Consider the following 13910-nt stretch of genomic DNA (forward strand, 5'->3'; position numbering starts at 1 on the left):
TTTTCTAATGGAGTGTTCTTCGTATGTCGCAACCTACTGTTCTGCTGTTGGCTCGCGCCGACGGTGGCCGCATCGCTACGTCTTTCGAACAGATGGCGCTGAGCGCCAGAGATCCTTTTGCCGCTGGCCGACGCGTTGCTTGGCACGGTGATGACGGCATCAGTGCAGGCATCGTTGAGGTTGGCGATTCGATGGAAATCGAGGATTTTCCGCACACCGAAACCATTGTCGTGCACGCCGGGCACGTGCGGCTGAAAGCCGGCGAACAGACATTGGCATTGGCTGTCGGCGGCAGCGCAGTGATCGGCCGTGGCACCTCGCTGCGAATAGAGGCTCAGGTCGGAACGCAATGGGCTTTCTGTGCAATGACCACTGACACCCCGACACCCGGCCTCACCGGCCTCGATCCGTTGGCGATGCTATCGCCGTCGGCGGCACCGCAAGAACAGATTCTGATTGGCGCGACACCACAATGCCGTTCCCGCAATGCCTTCGAAGATCCGGTAACCGATCTGCGTGTCGGTGTGTGGGATTCGACGCCCTACGAACGCCACGGCCGAGCACACACACTCAATGAGTTGATGCATCTGATCGAAGGCAGCGTCGCATTACTCGCACCGGACGGATCGAGCGTTACAGTCGATACCGGCGACAGCGTGTTCGTACCGCGCGGCGCGTCCTGCGCGTGGAAGAGCACGCGCTATGTGCGCAAGGTTTACGCGGTTCGATAGTCGCCTGTTTTTTCAGAGCTCTGAGGATCCACCATGACTGTGGCGAGGGAGCAAGCGCACTCGCCACAGGTTTTTTTCTCTCGTGCTATCGCTTGGTTGCGTCGGCTTGGAATTCAGAGTTTCACCTGCCCGCTTGATCAACCCGCGCCGTGCTGTCGCGCTTGGTCAATGCGAACGGCAATACCACATGCCGTTGCGGCAACGGCTGTTTCTCGATCAGCGCGATCAGCATTTCCACGGCTTTCTCGCCGAACATTTCGGCGGGTTGGGAAATGGTCGTCAGCGGTGGATCGGAGTACGCGGCCATTGGAATATCGTCGAATCCGGCGAGAGAAATATCCTCCGGCACGCGCAGCCCCTGCTCTTTGATCCGCTTGAGCGCGCCGATGGCCATTTCGTCATTTTCACAAAACAGCGCGCTCGGTCGGCTGTCGAGCGCGAGTAGTTTGCCGGCACCCGAATAGCCCGCGTCGAGCGTGAAATCGCCGTGACAGATAAGCGTGTGATCCAGCGCGAGACCGGCATCGCGCAGGGCCGCCTCATACCCCGCCAGACGATCACGCGTGAGCGGGCTGCCTTTGGGTCCTTTGATCAGTCCGATGCGCTGATGCCCCATCGCGATCAGGTACTCGGTCATGGCTTTGGCCGCCGCAACGTTATCCAGACTGATCGTTGGATGCCGTCCGTGCCGGATGACTTCGCAGGCATTGACGATCGGGGTCAGTGCTGGCTCGGCGGCAGATTCTTCGAAGGGATCATAGGCGCGCAACTGTATGACGCCATCGGCTTGATGGGCGTGCACCAGATCAGCGAACTGGCGCTCAAGTGATGCCTGGCCCTGGGTGTCGCACAACAGCAACCGGTAACCGGCGGCCTGCGCGGCTTTTTGTGCGCCGCTGATCACTCTGGCGAAAAAGGTGTTGGCAATGGTCGGGACCAGAATCACCAGGTTTCCCGTTCTACGCGAGCGAAACTGCACCGCCATCAAATTCGGTCGATAGCCGGTTTGCTGGACGGCGGCCATGACCCGATCGCGGGTATCGGGCAGCACCCGCTCGGGGGACTTCAATGTTCTCGACACCGTTGCCACCGAGACACCCGCCAGCCGTGCCACTTCGCGGATATTGGACAAGACTGCCTCGCTCTTTCAATCAAATCGGCCGTCGAGCTTACCGCACAGCGTCACGCGCCGAAACGTTGGCATTCGTCAGATGCGGTTTGACACTCGCTGATTTCAGGCCTAGATTTTGCCGACAATGTAACCGGTTACATCATCAATGTTCCGCATGAATCCACTGAGACAATTGCCATGATTGCTGCAGGTCGAAAAATAAGAATGGGCTTCGTCGGCGGTGGTGAAGGCGCCTTCATCGCCCAAGCACACCGGCAAGCCGCCGGTCTTGATGGACGCTTCGAAATGGTCTGCGGTGCGTTCAGCCGCGACGCACACAACAATCAACGCAGTGGTGCGGCGCTCGGGCTGCCTGCGCAACGCTGCTATGACGACTGGCAGAACATGCTGGCCGCCGAACACACACTGCCGGCCGATCAGCGCATGGAGCTGCTGGTGATTGTCACGCCCAATCATCTGCACGCCCCTATCGCCAGTGCAGCACTGAGTGCGGGTTTCCATGTGTTCAGTGAAAAGCCTGCAGCGCTGAATCTGGCGCAAGTGCAGGACCTGGCCCGCGTGGTCAACAACAGCCAGCGAATTTACGCCCTGGCGCACACCTACCTGGGGTATGCGATGGTCTGGCAGGCACGCGAGATGGTCGCCAGCGGTGAAATCGGGCGCCTGCGCAAAGTCCTCGTCGAATATCCGCAAGGCTGGCTCAGCAGCGATGTGGCTGGCCAAGGCAACAAACAGGCGGGCTGGCGCGACAATCCTGAACAATCCGGCATCGGTGGCTGCATCGGTGACATCGGCACGCACGCGTTCTCCCTCGCGGAGTTTGTCGCCGGTCAACCCATCCAGTTCATCAGCGCGATGCTCGGCTCACATTTGAGCAGTCGCCAACTGGATGACGACGCCTCGATGCTGTTCAAAATGGCCGACGGCGCCAGCGGCGTATTAATCGCCAGCCAAGTGTGCGCCGGCGAAGAGAACCCGCTGAAGATTCGTCTGTATGGCGATAAAGGCGGGCTGGAATGGCGTCAGGAAGAGCCCGCCAGTTTGATCCATCGACCCTTGAATGAACCGATGCGCGTGCTGCGCTCGGGCCTTGGTCAACCTTGGCTGTGCGCAGCCGCCACGCGGCGCATGCGCTTGCCCGCCGGACACCCGGAAGGCTACCTGGAGGCCATGGCCAATCTCTACGGTGACCTCGCGCAGGCCATTTTCAACGGTGCGAGCGGCCCTGACGCACCGGGCGTTCCCGGTATAGCCACCGGGCTGCGCGGCATGGCCTTCATCGAGACCGCCATCGCCAATCATTGCGGCGAAGCCAAATGGACTGCAATACCTGACCTTGCCAATGGAGCAACCGCCAATGAACGTTAATCAACAACGCCCGAGCGGGATGCGCGGCCCCGGCATTTTTCTCGCCCAATTCATCGCCGACGAAGCGCCTTTCGATACCTTGGCCAACATCGCGCAATGGGCAGCTTCTCAAGGCTACAAAGCCATTCAGTTGCCAACCCTCGGCACGCGCTTCATCGACCTTGAACGCGCCGCCGACAGTCAGGATTATTGCGACGAACTCATCGCTGTATGCGCCAAGGCCGGTGTGGTGATCAGCGAGCTGTCGACACACCTGCAAGGCCAACTGGTCGCGGTGCATCCAGCGTTCGACGCACTTTTCGACGACTTTGCCCCAGCAGCGCTGCGTGGCAATCCGCAAGCACGCACCGAATGGGCGATCAACCAGTTGAAACTGGCGGCGCGCGCCAGTCAGCGCTTGGGGCTGACGGCCCACGCGACCTTTTCCGGCGCCCTGCTCTGGCCATACGTCTACCCGTGGCCGCAACGTCCTGCCGGCCTGGTGGAACAGGGCTTTGCCGAATTGGCGAAACGCTGGTTGCCGATCCTCGAGTGCTTCGATGAGGCCGGTGTCGACCTCTGCTACGAGATCCACCCCGGTGAGGACTTGCACGATGGCGCCTCTTTCGAGCAATTCCTCGAAGCGCTGAATCATCATCCCCGCGCGGCGATTCTGTATGACCCGAGCCATCTGTTACTACAGCAAATGGACTACCTGGGCTTCATCGATCGCTACCACGCGCGAATCCGCATGTTCCACGTCAAGGACGCGGAGTTTCACGCCAGCGCCCGGTCCGGCGTCTACGGCGGCTATCAGGGTTGGGTTGATCGCCCGGGCCGGTTTCGTTCACTGGGCGATGGCCAGATCGACTTCAAGGCGATCTTCAGCAAACTGACTCAATACGACTTCAACGGCTGGGCCGTGCTGGAGTGGGAATGCTGCCTGAAAGACGCGGCACAAGGCGCTGCCGAAGGGGCGGCCTTCATCGAACGCCACATGATCACCCGAACCCGCAAGGCATTCGACGATTTCGCCGGTGTGAGCGCTGACGAGCTATCCAACCGGCGTCTGCTGGGCCTTGGCGAACGCTGATGACAACGCTGTTACCGACATAAAAATAATACGGTGATTGAAATGAACGTAATGAATGCGCGACTCAGCGTCATGATGTTTTTGCAGTTTTTTATCTGGGGCGGCTGGTTCGTCACCCTCGGCACTTTCCTCACCACGACACTGGCAGCAAGCGGCGGCCAAGTGGGAATGGCGTTTTCCACACAGTCGTGGGGCGCGATCATTGCGCCGTTTGTCGTTGGGCTTGTTGCAGATCGATTTTTCAATGCCGAACGCATTCTGGCGGTGTTGCACCTGCTGGGCGCGGTGTTGCTCTTTCAGCTTTATCGGGCAGCTGATTTCAGCGCGTTTTATCCCTATGTGCTGGCCTACATGCTGGTCTACATGCCAACGCTGGCCTTGGTCAACGCAGTAGCCTTCCGCCAGATCAAAGACCCGGCCCGGGAGTTTTCCCGCATCCGCGTGTGGGGCACCGTTGGCTGGATCGTCGCCGGCATCGTGATCAGTTTCGGCTTTGCCTGGGACGCTCAACAGGCGATTTCTGCAGGCGGTTTGCGCAACACGTTCCTGATGTCTGCCGTGGCCTCGCTGGTGTTGGGGCTCTACAGCTTCAGCCTGCCGAAAACCGCACCGTTGAAATCCACCGCCGATGCGCCTGGCATCAAACAGATGCTGGGGGCTGACGCGTTGGGCCTGCTCAAGGATCGCAGCTATCTGGTGTTCTTTCTCGCGTCCATCCTGATCTGCATTCCTCTGGCGTTCTATTACCAGAATGCCAATCCGTTCCTGGCCGAAATCGGTGTCACCAATCCCACCGCGAAGATGGCCCTCGGTCAGGTCTCCGAAGTGCTGTTCATGCTTCTGCTACCCCTGTTCATCCAGCGTTTCGGCATCAAGATTGCGTTGCTGGTCGGCATGCTGGCCTGGGCCTTGCGCTATGTGTTGTTCGCCTACGGCAACAACGGTGACCAGGCTTTCATGCTGTTGATCGGTATTACGCTGCATGGCGTGTGTTATGACTTTTTCTTCGTCTGTGGGCAGATCTACACCGATGCCAAAGCGCCCGAGCACTTCCGCAGCTCGGCTCAGGGCCTGATCACCTTGGCGACTTATGGGGTGGGCATGCTGATCGGATTCTGGGTGGCGGGACAGATCACTGACCACTTCACCGCGCAAAACGGCCACGACTGGAGAAGTATATGGCTGTTCCCGGCAGGATTTTCGGTGGTGGTTCTGCTGTGTTTCGCACTGGCGTTCAAAAGCCGTGGCGGCGAAAAGGAAGGGATGCCGTCGACCGTCTAGAAACGCCGTTCTGATAGGCGCAGCGGCAGAAAACAGAAAAAGCCTGCTTTTCAGGGCAGGCTTTTCGTTTGCAGCGCGCAGGCTTACTTCTGCTGAGCGGTCAGCGCCGAGTAGCTGTTCATCAGGTTGCGGTAGTTCGGGATCCGCTGCGACAGCAGATTGCCCAGCCCTTCAATGTCGTTGCGCCAGTCGCGGTGCAGCTCACAGGCCACCGAGAACCAGTTCATCATCTGTGCGCCGGCCTGAGTCATGCGGCTCCACGCGGCTTGTTGCACGGTGGTGTTGAAGGTGCCGGACGCATCAGTCACCACAAACACCTCAAACCCTTCCGCCAGCGCCGACAAGGTCGGGAACGCTACGCACACATCCGTTACTACACCGGCAATGATGATCTGCTTGCGGCCGGTGGCCTTGATTGCCTTCACAAAATCTTCGTTGTCCCAGGCGTTGATCTGACCTGGGCGAGCGATGTACGGCGCGTCCGGGAACATCTCTTTCAGTTCCGGCACCAGCGGGCCGTTCGGGCCTTGTTCGAAACTGGTGGTGAGGATGGTCGGCAGTTCAAAGAACTTGGCCAGATCGGCCAGGGCCAGCACGTTGTTCTTGAACTCGTTTGGCGAGAAGTCCTGCACCAGGGAAATCAGGCCGGTCTGGTGATCAACCAGCAGCACGATGGCGTCGTCTTTGTTGAGGCGGTTGTAGGTTGGAGTAGTCATGGTGTGCGTCCCTTTTGAGTTTTTGAAGTTGTTGTTGCGTTCAAGTTGGGTACAGATTACTGACGCACAGGGACGGGATAAATCGGCTGAAAAGCGTTTCACCGTCAACTCAAAAAGGACAATACCGATCAGCCAGGCACTTCTGCACTGTCGGCGGACATCAGCAACGACGCGGTCATTTCAGCGTGGCATACCGCAAGGATTTCATCGGCCAGCGCGGAATCAGCCGGGCAGGCCCGCGACAGGATGATCGCGCCAACCGCACGCGCCAGCATGTCGATCATTTTCACTCGCCCCTCACCAGATGCCGCGTCGGGCCCTGTCGGGTACTTGTCGCCAAGCGTCTGCAGCGTGCGCTCGATGCCGTCGGCAAACGCGGTTTTCACATCGTCAGACTGACGCGCTGCGTCGCCGCACAAAGCGGCCATGGTGCAACCGCTGCCCCGCCCGTCGCGATGTTCTTTCGACACATAGGCGTCGATGAAGCCTTGAACATCGACCATTTCGGCACCGGCTAACGAGCGCGCAAGGCTGTTGGCCGAGGCTTCGGACATCAGGTCGGCCTTCGAGCCGAAGTGTTTGTAAAAACCACCGTGGGTAAATCCGGCAGCCGCCATCAGGTCCGCGACGCCGACACCGTCAAAACCTCGCTCACGAAACAACACCGAAGCGGTCTCGACGATGTGCTCGCGGTTTGCCTGCGCCTGGGCTTTGCTCACTCTCACGTGCAATACCTCCGCTGAAAAATCATGCGCAGATGATACATAGATGTCAGCCATAATCAAAACCGTTGACAGTTTAGATTTCGATCATCATCCTAATTACAGACATTATCGCTGCTCATCCACAGGCACGGATCCAACCCCATGACCGATCAAAATCTGTTCACGCCGTACACGCTTGGCTCCCTGACACTGGCGAATCGAATTGTTCTCGCGCCGCTGACCCGCAATCGAGCGGGCGAAGGCTTTGTGCCCAGTGAGTTCGCAGCCACCTATTACAGCCAGCGCGCCTCCGCTGGCCTGCTGATTTCTGAAGCGACGCAGATCTCCCGACAGGGCCAGGGCTATCAGGACACCCCGGGGATTTACACGCAGGCGCAGATCGATGGCTGGCGCAAGGTGACCGCTGCGGTACACGAAAAAGGCGCGAAGATCTTTCTGCAACTGTGGCATGTCGGCCGTGTTTCACACGTTGATCTTCAAGAAAACGGCGCCGCACCTGTAGCGCCATCGGCGATACGCCCGGCGACCAAAGTGTTCGTCAACAACCGCTTTGAAGACGTTTCCGCGCCGCGAGCACTGGACATCAGCGAACTCCCGGGGATCGTCAACGATTTCCGTCAGGCAGCGGTCAACGCGATCGCCGCGGGGTTTGATGGTGTGGAAATCCACGGTGCCAACGGCTATTTGCTCGATCAATTCATCAAGGATGGCGCCAACGTGCGCACCGATGCCTACGGCGGCTCGATTGAAAATCGTGCGCGCTTGTTGCTGGAAGTGACGGCCGCGGTCGTCGCCGAGATTGGCGCAGATCGCACTGGCATTCGCCTCTCGCCGGTGTCGCCGGCCAACGGGGTTTCAAGCAGCGACCCGCAAGGGCAATTCGACTACATCGTCGAGCAACTCGATGCGCTGGGCATCGTTTATCTGCACGTGGTCGAAGGCGCAACCGGTGGGCCGCGCGATATCGCGCCGTTCGATTTCGGCTCTCTGCGCCAGCGTTTCAAAAACACCTACATCGCCAACAACGGCTATGACCTCGACCTGGCGAACGCGCGAATTGCCGAGGACCACGCCGATCTGATCGCCTTCGGTCGCCCGTTCATTGGCAATCCCGATCTGGTCGAGCGCCTGGCGGCCGGTGCGCCATTGGCCGGTTTCAACCCCGCCACCCTGTATGGCGGTGGCGCGGAAGGCTACATCGACTACCCGACCCTGGCTGAATGGAGCGCTGCTGCTCAGTAAGCCGAGTCCCAGCGCATTTACTGCTTCATGCATCAGTCCCTGATCGATTTTTCTGACGAAGAGATGACCCTATGAACGCCCACCCTGCTGTTCTGATCACTGGCGCCTCTACCGGCATCGGCGCGGTTTACGCCGAACGTTTCGCCCAACGCGGGCATGACCTGGTGCTGGTTGCCCGCGATCTTGAGCGCCTGGAAACACTCGCCGCGAAACTGCGTAGCGCACACAGCGTCGCCGTGGATGTGCTTCAGGCCGACCTGACCCAACTCAAAGACCTGACCAGCGTCGAAACGCGCCTGCGCGACGATGCGCGTATTGGCATCCTCGTCAATAACGCGGGTGCCGCGCAGTCCGGCAACTTCATCGAGCAGAGCACCGACAAAGTGGCCAATCTGGTCGCCCTCAACACCACGGCACTGGTGCGGCTCGCCAGTGCCATCGCACCCCGTCTGGCGAAGGCCGGTGACGGCGCCATTATCAACATCGGCTCGGTGGTCGGTCTGGCCCCGGAGTTCGGCATGTCGGTGTACGGCGCGACCAAAGCGTTTGTACTGTTTCTGTCGCAGGGCCTGAGCCTGGAACTGTCGCCACTGGGCGTCTACGTGCAAGCCGTGCTGCCGGCCGCGACGCGTACCGAGATCTGGGATCGCGCGGGCATCGACATCAACACCTTGAGCGAGATCATGGAAGTCACCGATCTGGTCGATGCAGCGTTGGTCGGCTTTGATCGTCGCGAGCCGGTGACCATTCCGCCGCTGCATGAAGGTGAGCGCTGGGATGCCTTGCAAACCGCGCGGCAGGGCCTGTTGGCGCAGATCCGCCAGTCGGCAGTCGCCCAGCGCTATCTGGCGTGAGTGCAATGAAGCAGATGCTTTTCGTCAACGCCGCCAACCAATCGATCAGGGTTGGCGGCACGGCGTTCGCCTATCGAGACCTTGGTCCGAAAACGGCTGTGCCGCTGATCCTGCTCAATCATTGGGGCGCGGTACTGGACGACTTCGATCCGCGAATCGTCGATGGTCTGGCGCGAACCCGGCGCGTGCTCGCCATTGACTATCGCGGTGTCGGTGGCTCAGGCGGCACCGCGCCCCTGACCGTCGCGCAAATGGCTGACGACGTCATCAGCCTGATCGGCGCGCTGGAATTCGCCTGCGTCGATCTGCTCGGTTTTTCCCTCGGTGGATTCGTTGCTCAGGACATCGCACTCAAAGTCCCCACTTTGGTGCGGCGCCTGATTCTGACCGGCACCGGACCGGCTGGCGGAGTCGGTATCGCCAAGGTCGGTGCGGTTTCCTGGCCACTGATGTTCAAGGGTTTGCTGACCCTGCGCGATCCCAAGTTCCACCTGTTTTTCACCACGACCGCCAACGGACGGCGGGCCGCGACAGACTTTTTGCAACGCCTGAAAGAACGCCGCAAAGATCGCGACAAGCGCCCGACACCCAGCGCTTTTCTACGGCAGTTGAGAGCCATCAAGGCATGGGGAAAACAGACGCCACAGAACCTTGGCGGCCTGCAAATTCCGACATTGGTGGTCAACGGTGACAACGACATCATGGTGCCCACGGTCAATTCGATTGACCTGGCGAACCGGATTCCCTACGCGCAACTGATCATTTATGAGGACGCCGGACACGGCGCGATTTTCCAGAACTACGCTGACTTTGTCAGCAAGGCGCAGGCGTTTCTCGATCGCTGAACCAGTCTGCTCAGACAACACTGCCCTCCCCCAGAACCGTGAGAGCCGCCCCCACCATGAAAGCTTATTTTATCGATCGCTACGGCAAGCAGAACGGGCGTATTGGCGATATCTCCGAGCCTGTAGCCGGCGCCCATGACGTGCTGATTGAAGTACATGCTGCCAGCGTCAACGTACTCGATTCAAAGATTCGCAGCGGCGAATTCAAACTGATTTTGCCGTACTCATTCCCCTTGGTGCTGGGCAACGATTGTGCCGGCGTGGTGATTGCGGTTGGCGCAGCGGTCAAGGGTTTCAAGCCCGGCGACGCGGTGTATGCGCGCGTGCCCGAACAGCGAATCGGCACGTTCGCCGAGCGAATCGCCGTCGACCAAAACGCGGTGGCCTTGAAGCCCGCCAACCTCGATATGGAGCAAGCCGCGGCTATTCCTCTGGTCGCCCTGACAGCCTGGCAAGCGCTGGTCGACATCGCCCGTTTACAAAAGGGTCAGAAGGTCTTGATTCACGCCGGTTCCGGCGGTGTCGGCAGCATCGCCATTCAACTGGCCAAACACCTCGGCGCGGTTGTCGCGACCACCACCAGCACCGCGAATGTCGAATGGGTTAAAGCGTTGGGCGCAGACGTGGTGATTGATTACAAACAGCAGCACTTCGAGGAGGAACTGCGCGACTACGACGTGGTGCTGAACAGCCTCGGCACCGACGTGCTGGGAAACTCGCCGAAGGTACTCAAACCGGGTGGTCAGCTGATTTCCATTTCAGGCCCGCCAACTGCCGAGTTCGCCAAGGCGCAAGGCCTGGCGTGGCCGCTGCGGCAAGTCATGCGCTTGTTGAGCCTGAGCATTCGGCGCAAGGCGCGCAAGCAGGATGTCCGTTACAGCTTCCTGTTTATGCGGGCCAACGGTGCACAGCTGCAAGAAATCACCACCCTGATTGAAGCCGGCGAAATAAAGCCCGTGCTGGATCGCACCTTCGCCTTCGAGTCAGCGGGCGAAGCCCTGACTTACGTCGAACAGGGCCGTGCGAAAGGCAAGGTAATTGTGCAGATCAAATAGTTGCCTGCCTGTAATCATCTGGCGAAAGACCCATGGATAACGTTGCCTGCGACACCGAAAAGCCCCCCGCCGACGAATTGCAAGACACGGAGAACAAACACCCACCTGAACCCGCGAACCACGAAACGCCCGACCCTAAGCAGCACAACGCAATACTTGGTGTTGCTCCGATCGTCTGGCGGCCCTTGATGCTTGAGCCCTAGGTGTTCAACGCGCATGTGTTTGCTGGAAAAACACCGGAAGGTAGTGTCACTGGCTAAGTGGCGGGTGCCGAAACAGCTGCCCTCACCCTAGCCCTCTCCCCCAGGAGAGGGAACCGATTGGGGGATATTGGCGATGGACGCCGACGTGCAATAGCGGCTGTGAATCCATGACCGCCAAGCATTGCGGATTGACCCGTCATCGACGCAATCCGTCAGGTCGATGCATAGGCTCCCTCTCCCGCAGGGAAAGGGGCCGATTGGGGGATGTTGGCGATGAGCACCGACGTGCAATAGCGCCTGTGAATCCATCACCGTCAGGCATTACCGATGAATCCATAATCGACGCGATCTGTCAGGTCGATGCATAACCCAAGACACCTCGGTCGGCCCCCTCTCCCTCAGGGAGAGGGCTGGGGTGAGGGGCCGCCGTTGCAGCGTTGAGCTCGGCTTACAAGGTGTAGGAAATCCCCACCTGCACCGTTCTCGGCGCACCCGGATAGGCGTAGACATTACCGAACGCGCCCTCTTCATAATCCCGATCAAACAGGTTCTTCACGTCAAGATTGAGCCGCACTTTCTCGTTGACCTTATAGAAACCGAGCAAATCGACAACGGTGTAGCTGTCCATCGAGAAGGCAGTATTGGCGGTTTGCCCGGCGCGTTCGTCGACATATTTGAGTCCGGTACCCAGGCCCAGGCCTTTTAGCGCGCCGTCCTGAAACTCGTAAACGTTGAGCAGGCTGAAGCTATTCTGCGGAATGTTCATCAGCCGCGTGCCCGAACGGATCACGTTGTCCTTGGTCACTTCGGCATCCACGTAGGCGTAGCCGCCGATGACGCGCCATTCGGGTGTCAGGTTGCCGGCGACGTTCAGGTCGAAACCACGGCTGCGCACTTCCCCGGCCGCCACACTGAAGGTCGAGTCCACCGGGTCGGTGGTCAGCACGTTGCGTTTTTCGATCTGATAGATCGCCGCGTCGACGCTCAACTGATGATCCAGCGCTTCCCACTTGATGCCCATTTCGTAAGACTTGCCTTTCTCCGGGGCGAAGCCTCCGCCCACGCGGCTTGCACCGGTATTGGGCTTGAACGAGCGCGCAGTGTCGGCGTAGACCGCCAGCGTGTCGGTCAGATCGTAGGTCACGCCGAGTCGTGGAGTCACCGCGTTGTCGCTGGCCTGCCAGTTTTTGCCGCCTGGCACGTAGGTTTCATAATCGTGCTCGAATCGTTCGAACCGCGCCCCGGCCAGCACTTTCAAGCGCTCGGTCAACGCCACTTGGTCCTGCACGAATGCGGCGTAGGTCTTGAGGTTTTCCTTGTCGTGGGTCGGCGTGCGGGTCAATGCCGGGCGTGGCTGACCGTAAACCGGATCAAAGATGTCGATCGGGTAGGCGCCGATCGCACCACTGGAGCGCTGAATGATCGACTTGTAGTCGTAATCTTCGTATTCGATACCGGTCAGCAAGGTGTGCTGCAAGCCACCGGTGCTGAAATGCCCGGTCAGATTGAGCTGGGTGTCCTTGTCGGTCCACTCCAGTTTGCGGTAGTTGAAATTGCGCCCCAGGGTTCGACCGTCATCGGCAATGCCGTTGGCTTCGATGGCATTGCCCTCAAGCGAGCCGTCGAGCCACTGGAAACCACCGCCCAGCGTCCAGTCATCATTGAGCAGATGTTCGAAGCGCAGTTGCGCCATGTTGTTGTCGTTGTGCAATTTGCCGGCGTCTTTCTCACCGAAAAACGTATCCCGCGAGGCGGTGCCAATCTGTTTGGCGTAACGCGTCACGCCGCGATCCAGCGGATGATTGTTGCGCATGAAATCACCCTCGAAGATCACCCGGGTGGCATCGCTGGCCTGCCAGGTCAGCACTGGCGTGATGCCGTAGCGCTCAGTCTCGACGTGATCGCGGAAGGTATCGCCGCCCTCACCCACCACGTTGAGTCGATAGGCCAGGCGCCCCTCTTCATCCAAAGGGCCGGAGGCGTCCAGCGTGCCGCGCTTCATGCCTTGATCATTCAACTGGCTGCCCAACGTGACCGTGCGCTCGGCCAACGGCTGCTTGGACACGACATTGAAGGTGCCGCCCGGATCGCCACGGCCGTAGAGCATGGTTGCCGGTCCGCGCAGCACTTCCAGACGCTCGATGGTGTTGGCATCGGGCATGTTCGGGTAGCCACGATTGATCGGGAAGCCGTTGCGGTAGAACTCGCCGGTGGTGAAACCGCGCACGGTGAACGTCGTCAGGCCCTGCCCGCCAAAATTGTTCGCCCGACCGACGCCGCCGGCGTAATCCAGCGCATCTTGCAGACGCGTGGCGCCGAGGTCTTCGACAGCATCTTTAGTCACTACACTGATCGATTGCGGGGTTTCATGGATCGAGGTGTCGGTACGGGTGGCACTGGCAGAACGTGTCGCGCGGTAACCCTGCACCGGGCCGTCGGCCCGTTCGTAATCCGCTGTACCGACCACGTCGGTCGCCTCCAGCTCTAGCGCTGCGGGTGTTGATTCGGCCTGTTCGGCCCATGAGGAAGAAGACAACGCCTGCAGCACGCAAATTGAAAGCAGAGTACGACGCATGAAAAGAAAACCTTGTGAATAGGCCAGAACGAAGGGTGAAACCGCCAGAACAGCGGCGCGGATGGTATACCAGAGATCGTGTAATTGAAACTTATTCTTATTTGTCATGTT

General features: G+C 59.5%; 12 protein-coding genes. 8 read left to right on the top strand and 4 right to left on the bottom strand.

All coding sequences use genetic code 11. The features are described from left to right. Positions 1–23: 23 nt before the first annotated feature. Entirely contained in the window at positions 24–731 is a 708-nt protein-coding gene (locus tag ACI514_RS12995) for a cupin domain-containing protein (protein WP_405123996.1), read from the top strand. A gap of 121 nt (positions 732–852) precedes the next feature. Here the strand turns inward: ACI514_RS12995 and ACI514_RS13000 are convergent, their stop codons facing one another. Beyond that, positions 853–1863 (bottom strand): LacI family DNA-binding transcriptional regulator, encoded by a 1011-nt coding sequence (locus ACI514_RS13000; protein ID WP_405123997.1) that lies wholly within the window; start codon positions 1861–1863, stop codon positions 853–855. A 177-nt stretch (positions 1864–2040) separates the two neighbouring features. Between ACI514_RS13000 and ACI514_RS13005 the strand changes: the two genes are divergently transcribed. Genes ACI514_RS13005 through ACI514_RS13015 form a run of 3 tightly spaced genes read left to right on the top strand, consistent with a single transcriptional unit; the run spans position 2041 to position 5584 of the window. Next, positions 2041–3231, top strand: coding sequence for a Gfo/Idh/MocA family protein (locus tag ACI514_RS13005; RefSeq protein WP_405123998.1), 1191 nt, complete (start codon positions 2041–2043; stop codon positions 3229–3231). Continuing rightward, entirely contained in the window at positions 3221–4303 is a 1083-nt protein-coding gene (locus ACI514_RS13010; RefSeq protein WP_405123999.1) for a sugar phosphate isomerase/epimerase family protein, read from the top strand. Before ACI514_RS13005 ends, ACI514_RS13010 begins: the two co-directional genes overlap by 11 nt. A gap of 42 nt (positions 4304–4345) precedes the next feature. Further along, a complete protein-coding gene (locus ACI514_RS13015; protein ID WP_405124000.1) occupies positions 4346–5584 on the top strand; it encodes a nucleoside permease in 1239 nt (412 codons plus the stop codon). Positions 5585–5667: 83 nt separating this feature from the next. Here the strand turns inward: ACI514_RS13015 and ycaC are convergent, their stop codons facing one another. Both ycaC and ACI514_RS13025 read right to left on the bottom strand, forming a co-directional pair. After that, positions 5668–6300 (bottom strand): isochorismate family cysteine hydrolase YcaC, encoded by a 633-nt coding sequence (ycaC, locus tag ACI514_RS13020; protein ID WP_007915995.1) that lies wholly within the window; start codon positions 6298–6300, stop codon positions 5668–5670. Between the two features lie 128 nt (positions 6301–6428). Next, positions 6429–7025, bottom strand: a complete 597-nt coding sequence (locus tag ACI514_RS13025; protein WP_160057508.1) for a TetR/AcrR family transcriptional regulator — start codon at positions 7023–7025, stop codon at positions 6429–6431. 141 nt (positions 7026–7166) lie between these two features. On the opposite strand from ACI514_RS13025, the gene ACI514_RS13030 reads away from it, so the two are divergent. From ACI514_RS13030 to ACI514_RS13045, 4 genes are all read left to right on the top strand, one after another. Continuing rightward, positions 7167–8267: an alkene reductase gene (locus tag ACI514_RS13030; RefSeq protein WP_405124001.1), complete on the top strand. Its 1101-nt coding sequence runs from the start codon at positions 7167–7169 to the stop codon at positions 8265–8267. Between the two features lie 71 nt (positions 8268–8338). Then, a complete protein-coding gene (locus ACI514_RS13035; RefSeq protein ID WP_405124002.1) occupies positions 8339–9121 on the top strand; it encodes an SDR family NAD(P)-dependent oxidoreductase in 783 nt (260 codons plus the stop codon). A gap of 5 nt (positions 9122–9126) precedes the next feature. Next, on the top strand, positions 9127–9966 hold the full coding sequence (locus ACI514_RS13040; protein ID WP_405124003.1) for an alpha/beta fold hydrolase: 840 nt from the start codon (positions 9127–9129) through the stop codon (positions 9964–9966). A 56-nt stretch (positions 9967–10022) separates the two neighbouring features. Continuing rightward, positions 10023–11021 (top strand): NADP-dependent oxidoreductase, encoded by a 999-nt coding sequence (locus ACI514_RS13045; protein WP_405124004.1) that lies wholly within the window; start codon positions 10023–10025, stop codon positions 11019–11021. Between the two features lie 651 nt (positions 11022–11672). Here ACI514_RS13045 and ACI514_RS13050 read toward each other — a convergent pair. Beyond that, positions 11673–13799 carry a TonB-dependent siderophore receptor gene (locus ACI514_RS13050; RefSeq protein WP_405124005.1) on the bottom strand — a complete coding sequence of 709 codons (2127 nt, stop codon included), beginning with the start codon at positions 13797–13799 and terminating at the stop codon, positions 11673–11675. Positions 13800–13910: the final 111 nt, after the last annotated feature.

Origin of the sequence: Pseudomonas sp. M20 (genome assembly GCF_045037865.1) — a bacterium.
In the GTDB taxonomy this organism is placed as follows: Bacteria; Pseudomonadota; Gammaproteobacteria; order Pseudomonadales; family Pseudomonadaceae; genus Aquipseudomonas.

Coding starts and splice junctions, on each gene's coding strand:
- ACI514_RS12995 (WP_405123996.1), top strand. CDS start 24: ATGTCGCAACCTACTGTTCTGCTGTTGGCTCGCGCCGACGGTGGCCGC.
- ACI514_RS13005 (WP_405123998.1), top strand. CDS start 2,041: ATGATTGCTGCAGGTCGAAAAATAAGAATGGGCTTCGTCGGCGGTGGT.
- ACI514_RS13010 (WP_405123999.1), top strand. CDS start 3,221: ATGAACGTTAATCAACAACGCCCGAGCGGGATGCGCGGCCCCGGCATT.
- ACI514_RS13015 (WP_405124000.1), top strand. CDS start 4,346: ATGAACGTAATGAATGCGCGACTCAGCGTCATGATGTTTTTGCAGTTT.
- ycaC (WP_007915995.1), bottom strand. CDS start 6,300: ATGACTACTCCAACCTACAACCGCCTCAACAAAGACGACGCCATCGTG.
- ACI514_RS13030 (WP_405124001.1), top strand. CDS start 7,167: ATGACCGATCAAAATCTGTTCACGCCGTACACGCTTGGCTCCCTGACA.
- ACI514_RS13035 (WP_405124002.1), top strand. CDS start 8,339: ATGAACGCCCACCCTGCTGTTCTGATCACTGGCGCCTCTACCGGCATC.
- ACI514_RS13040 (WP_405124003.1), top strand. CDS start 9,127: ATGAAGCAGATGCTTTTCGTCAACGCCGCCAACCAATCGATCAGGGTT.
- ACI514_RS13045 (WP_405124004.1), top strand. CDS start 10,023: ATGAAAGCTTATTTTATCGATCGCTACGGCAAGCAGAACGGGCGTATT.
- ACI514_RS13050 (WP_405124005.1), bottom strand. CDS start 13,799: ATGCGTCGTACTCTGCTTTCAATTTGCGTGCTGCAGGCGTTGTCTTCT.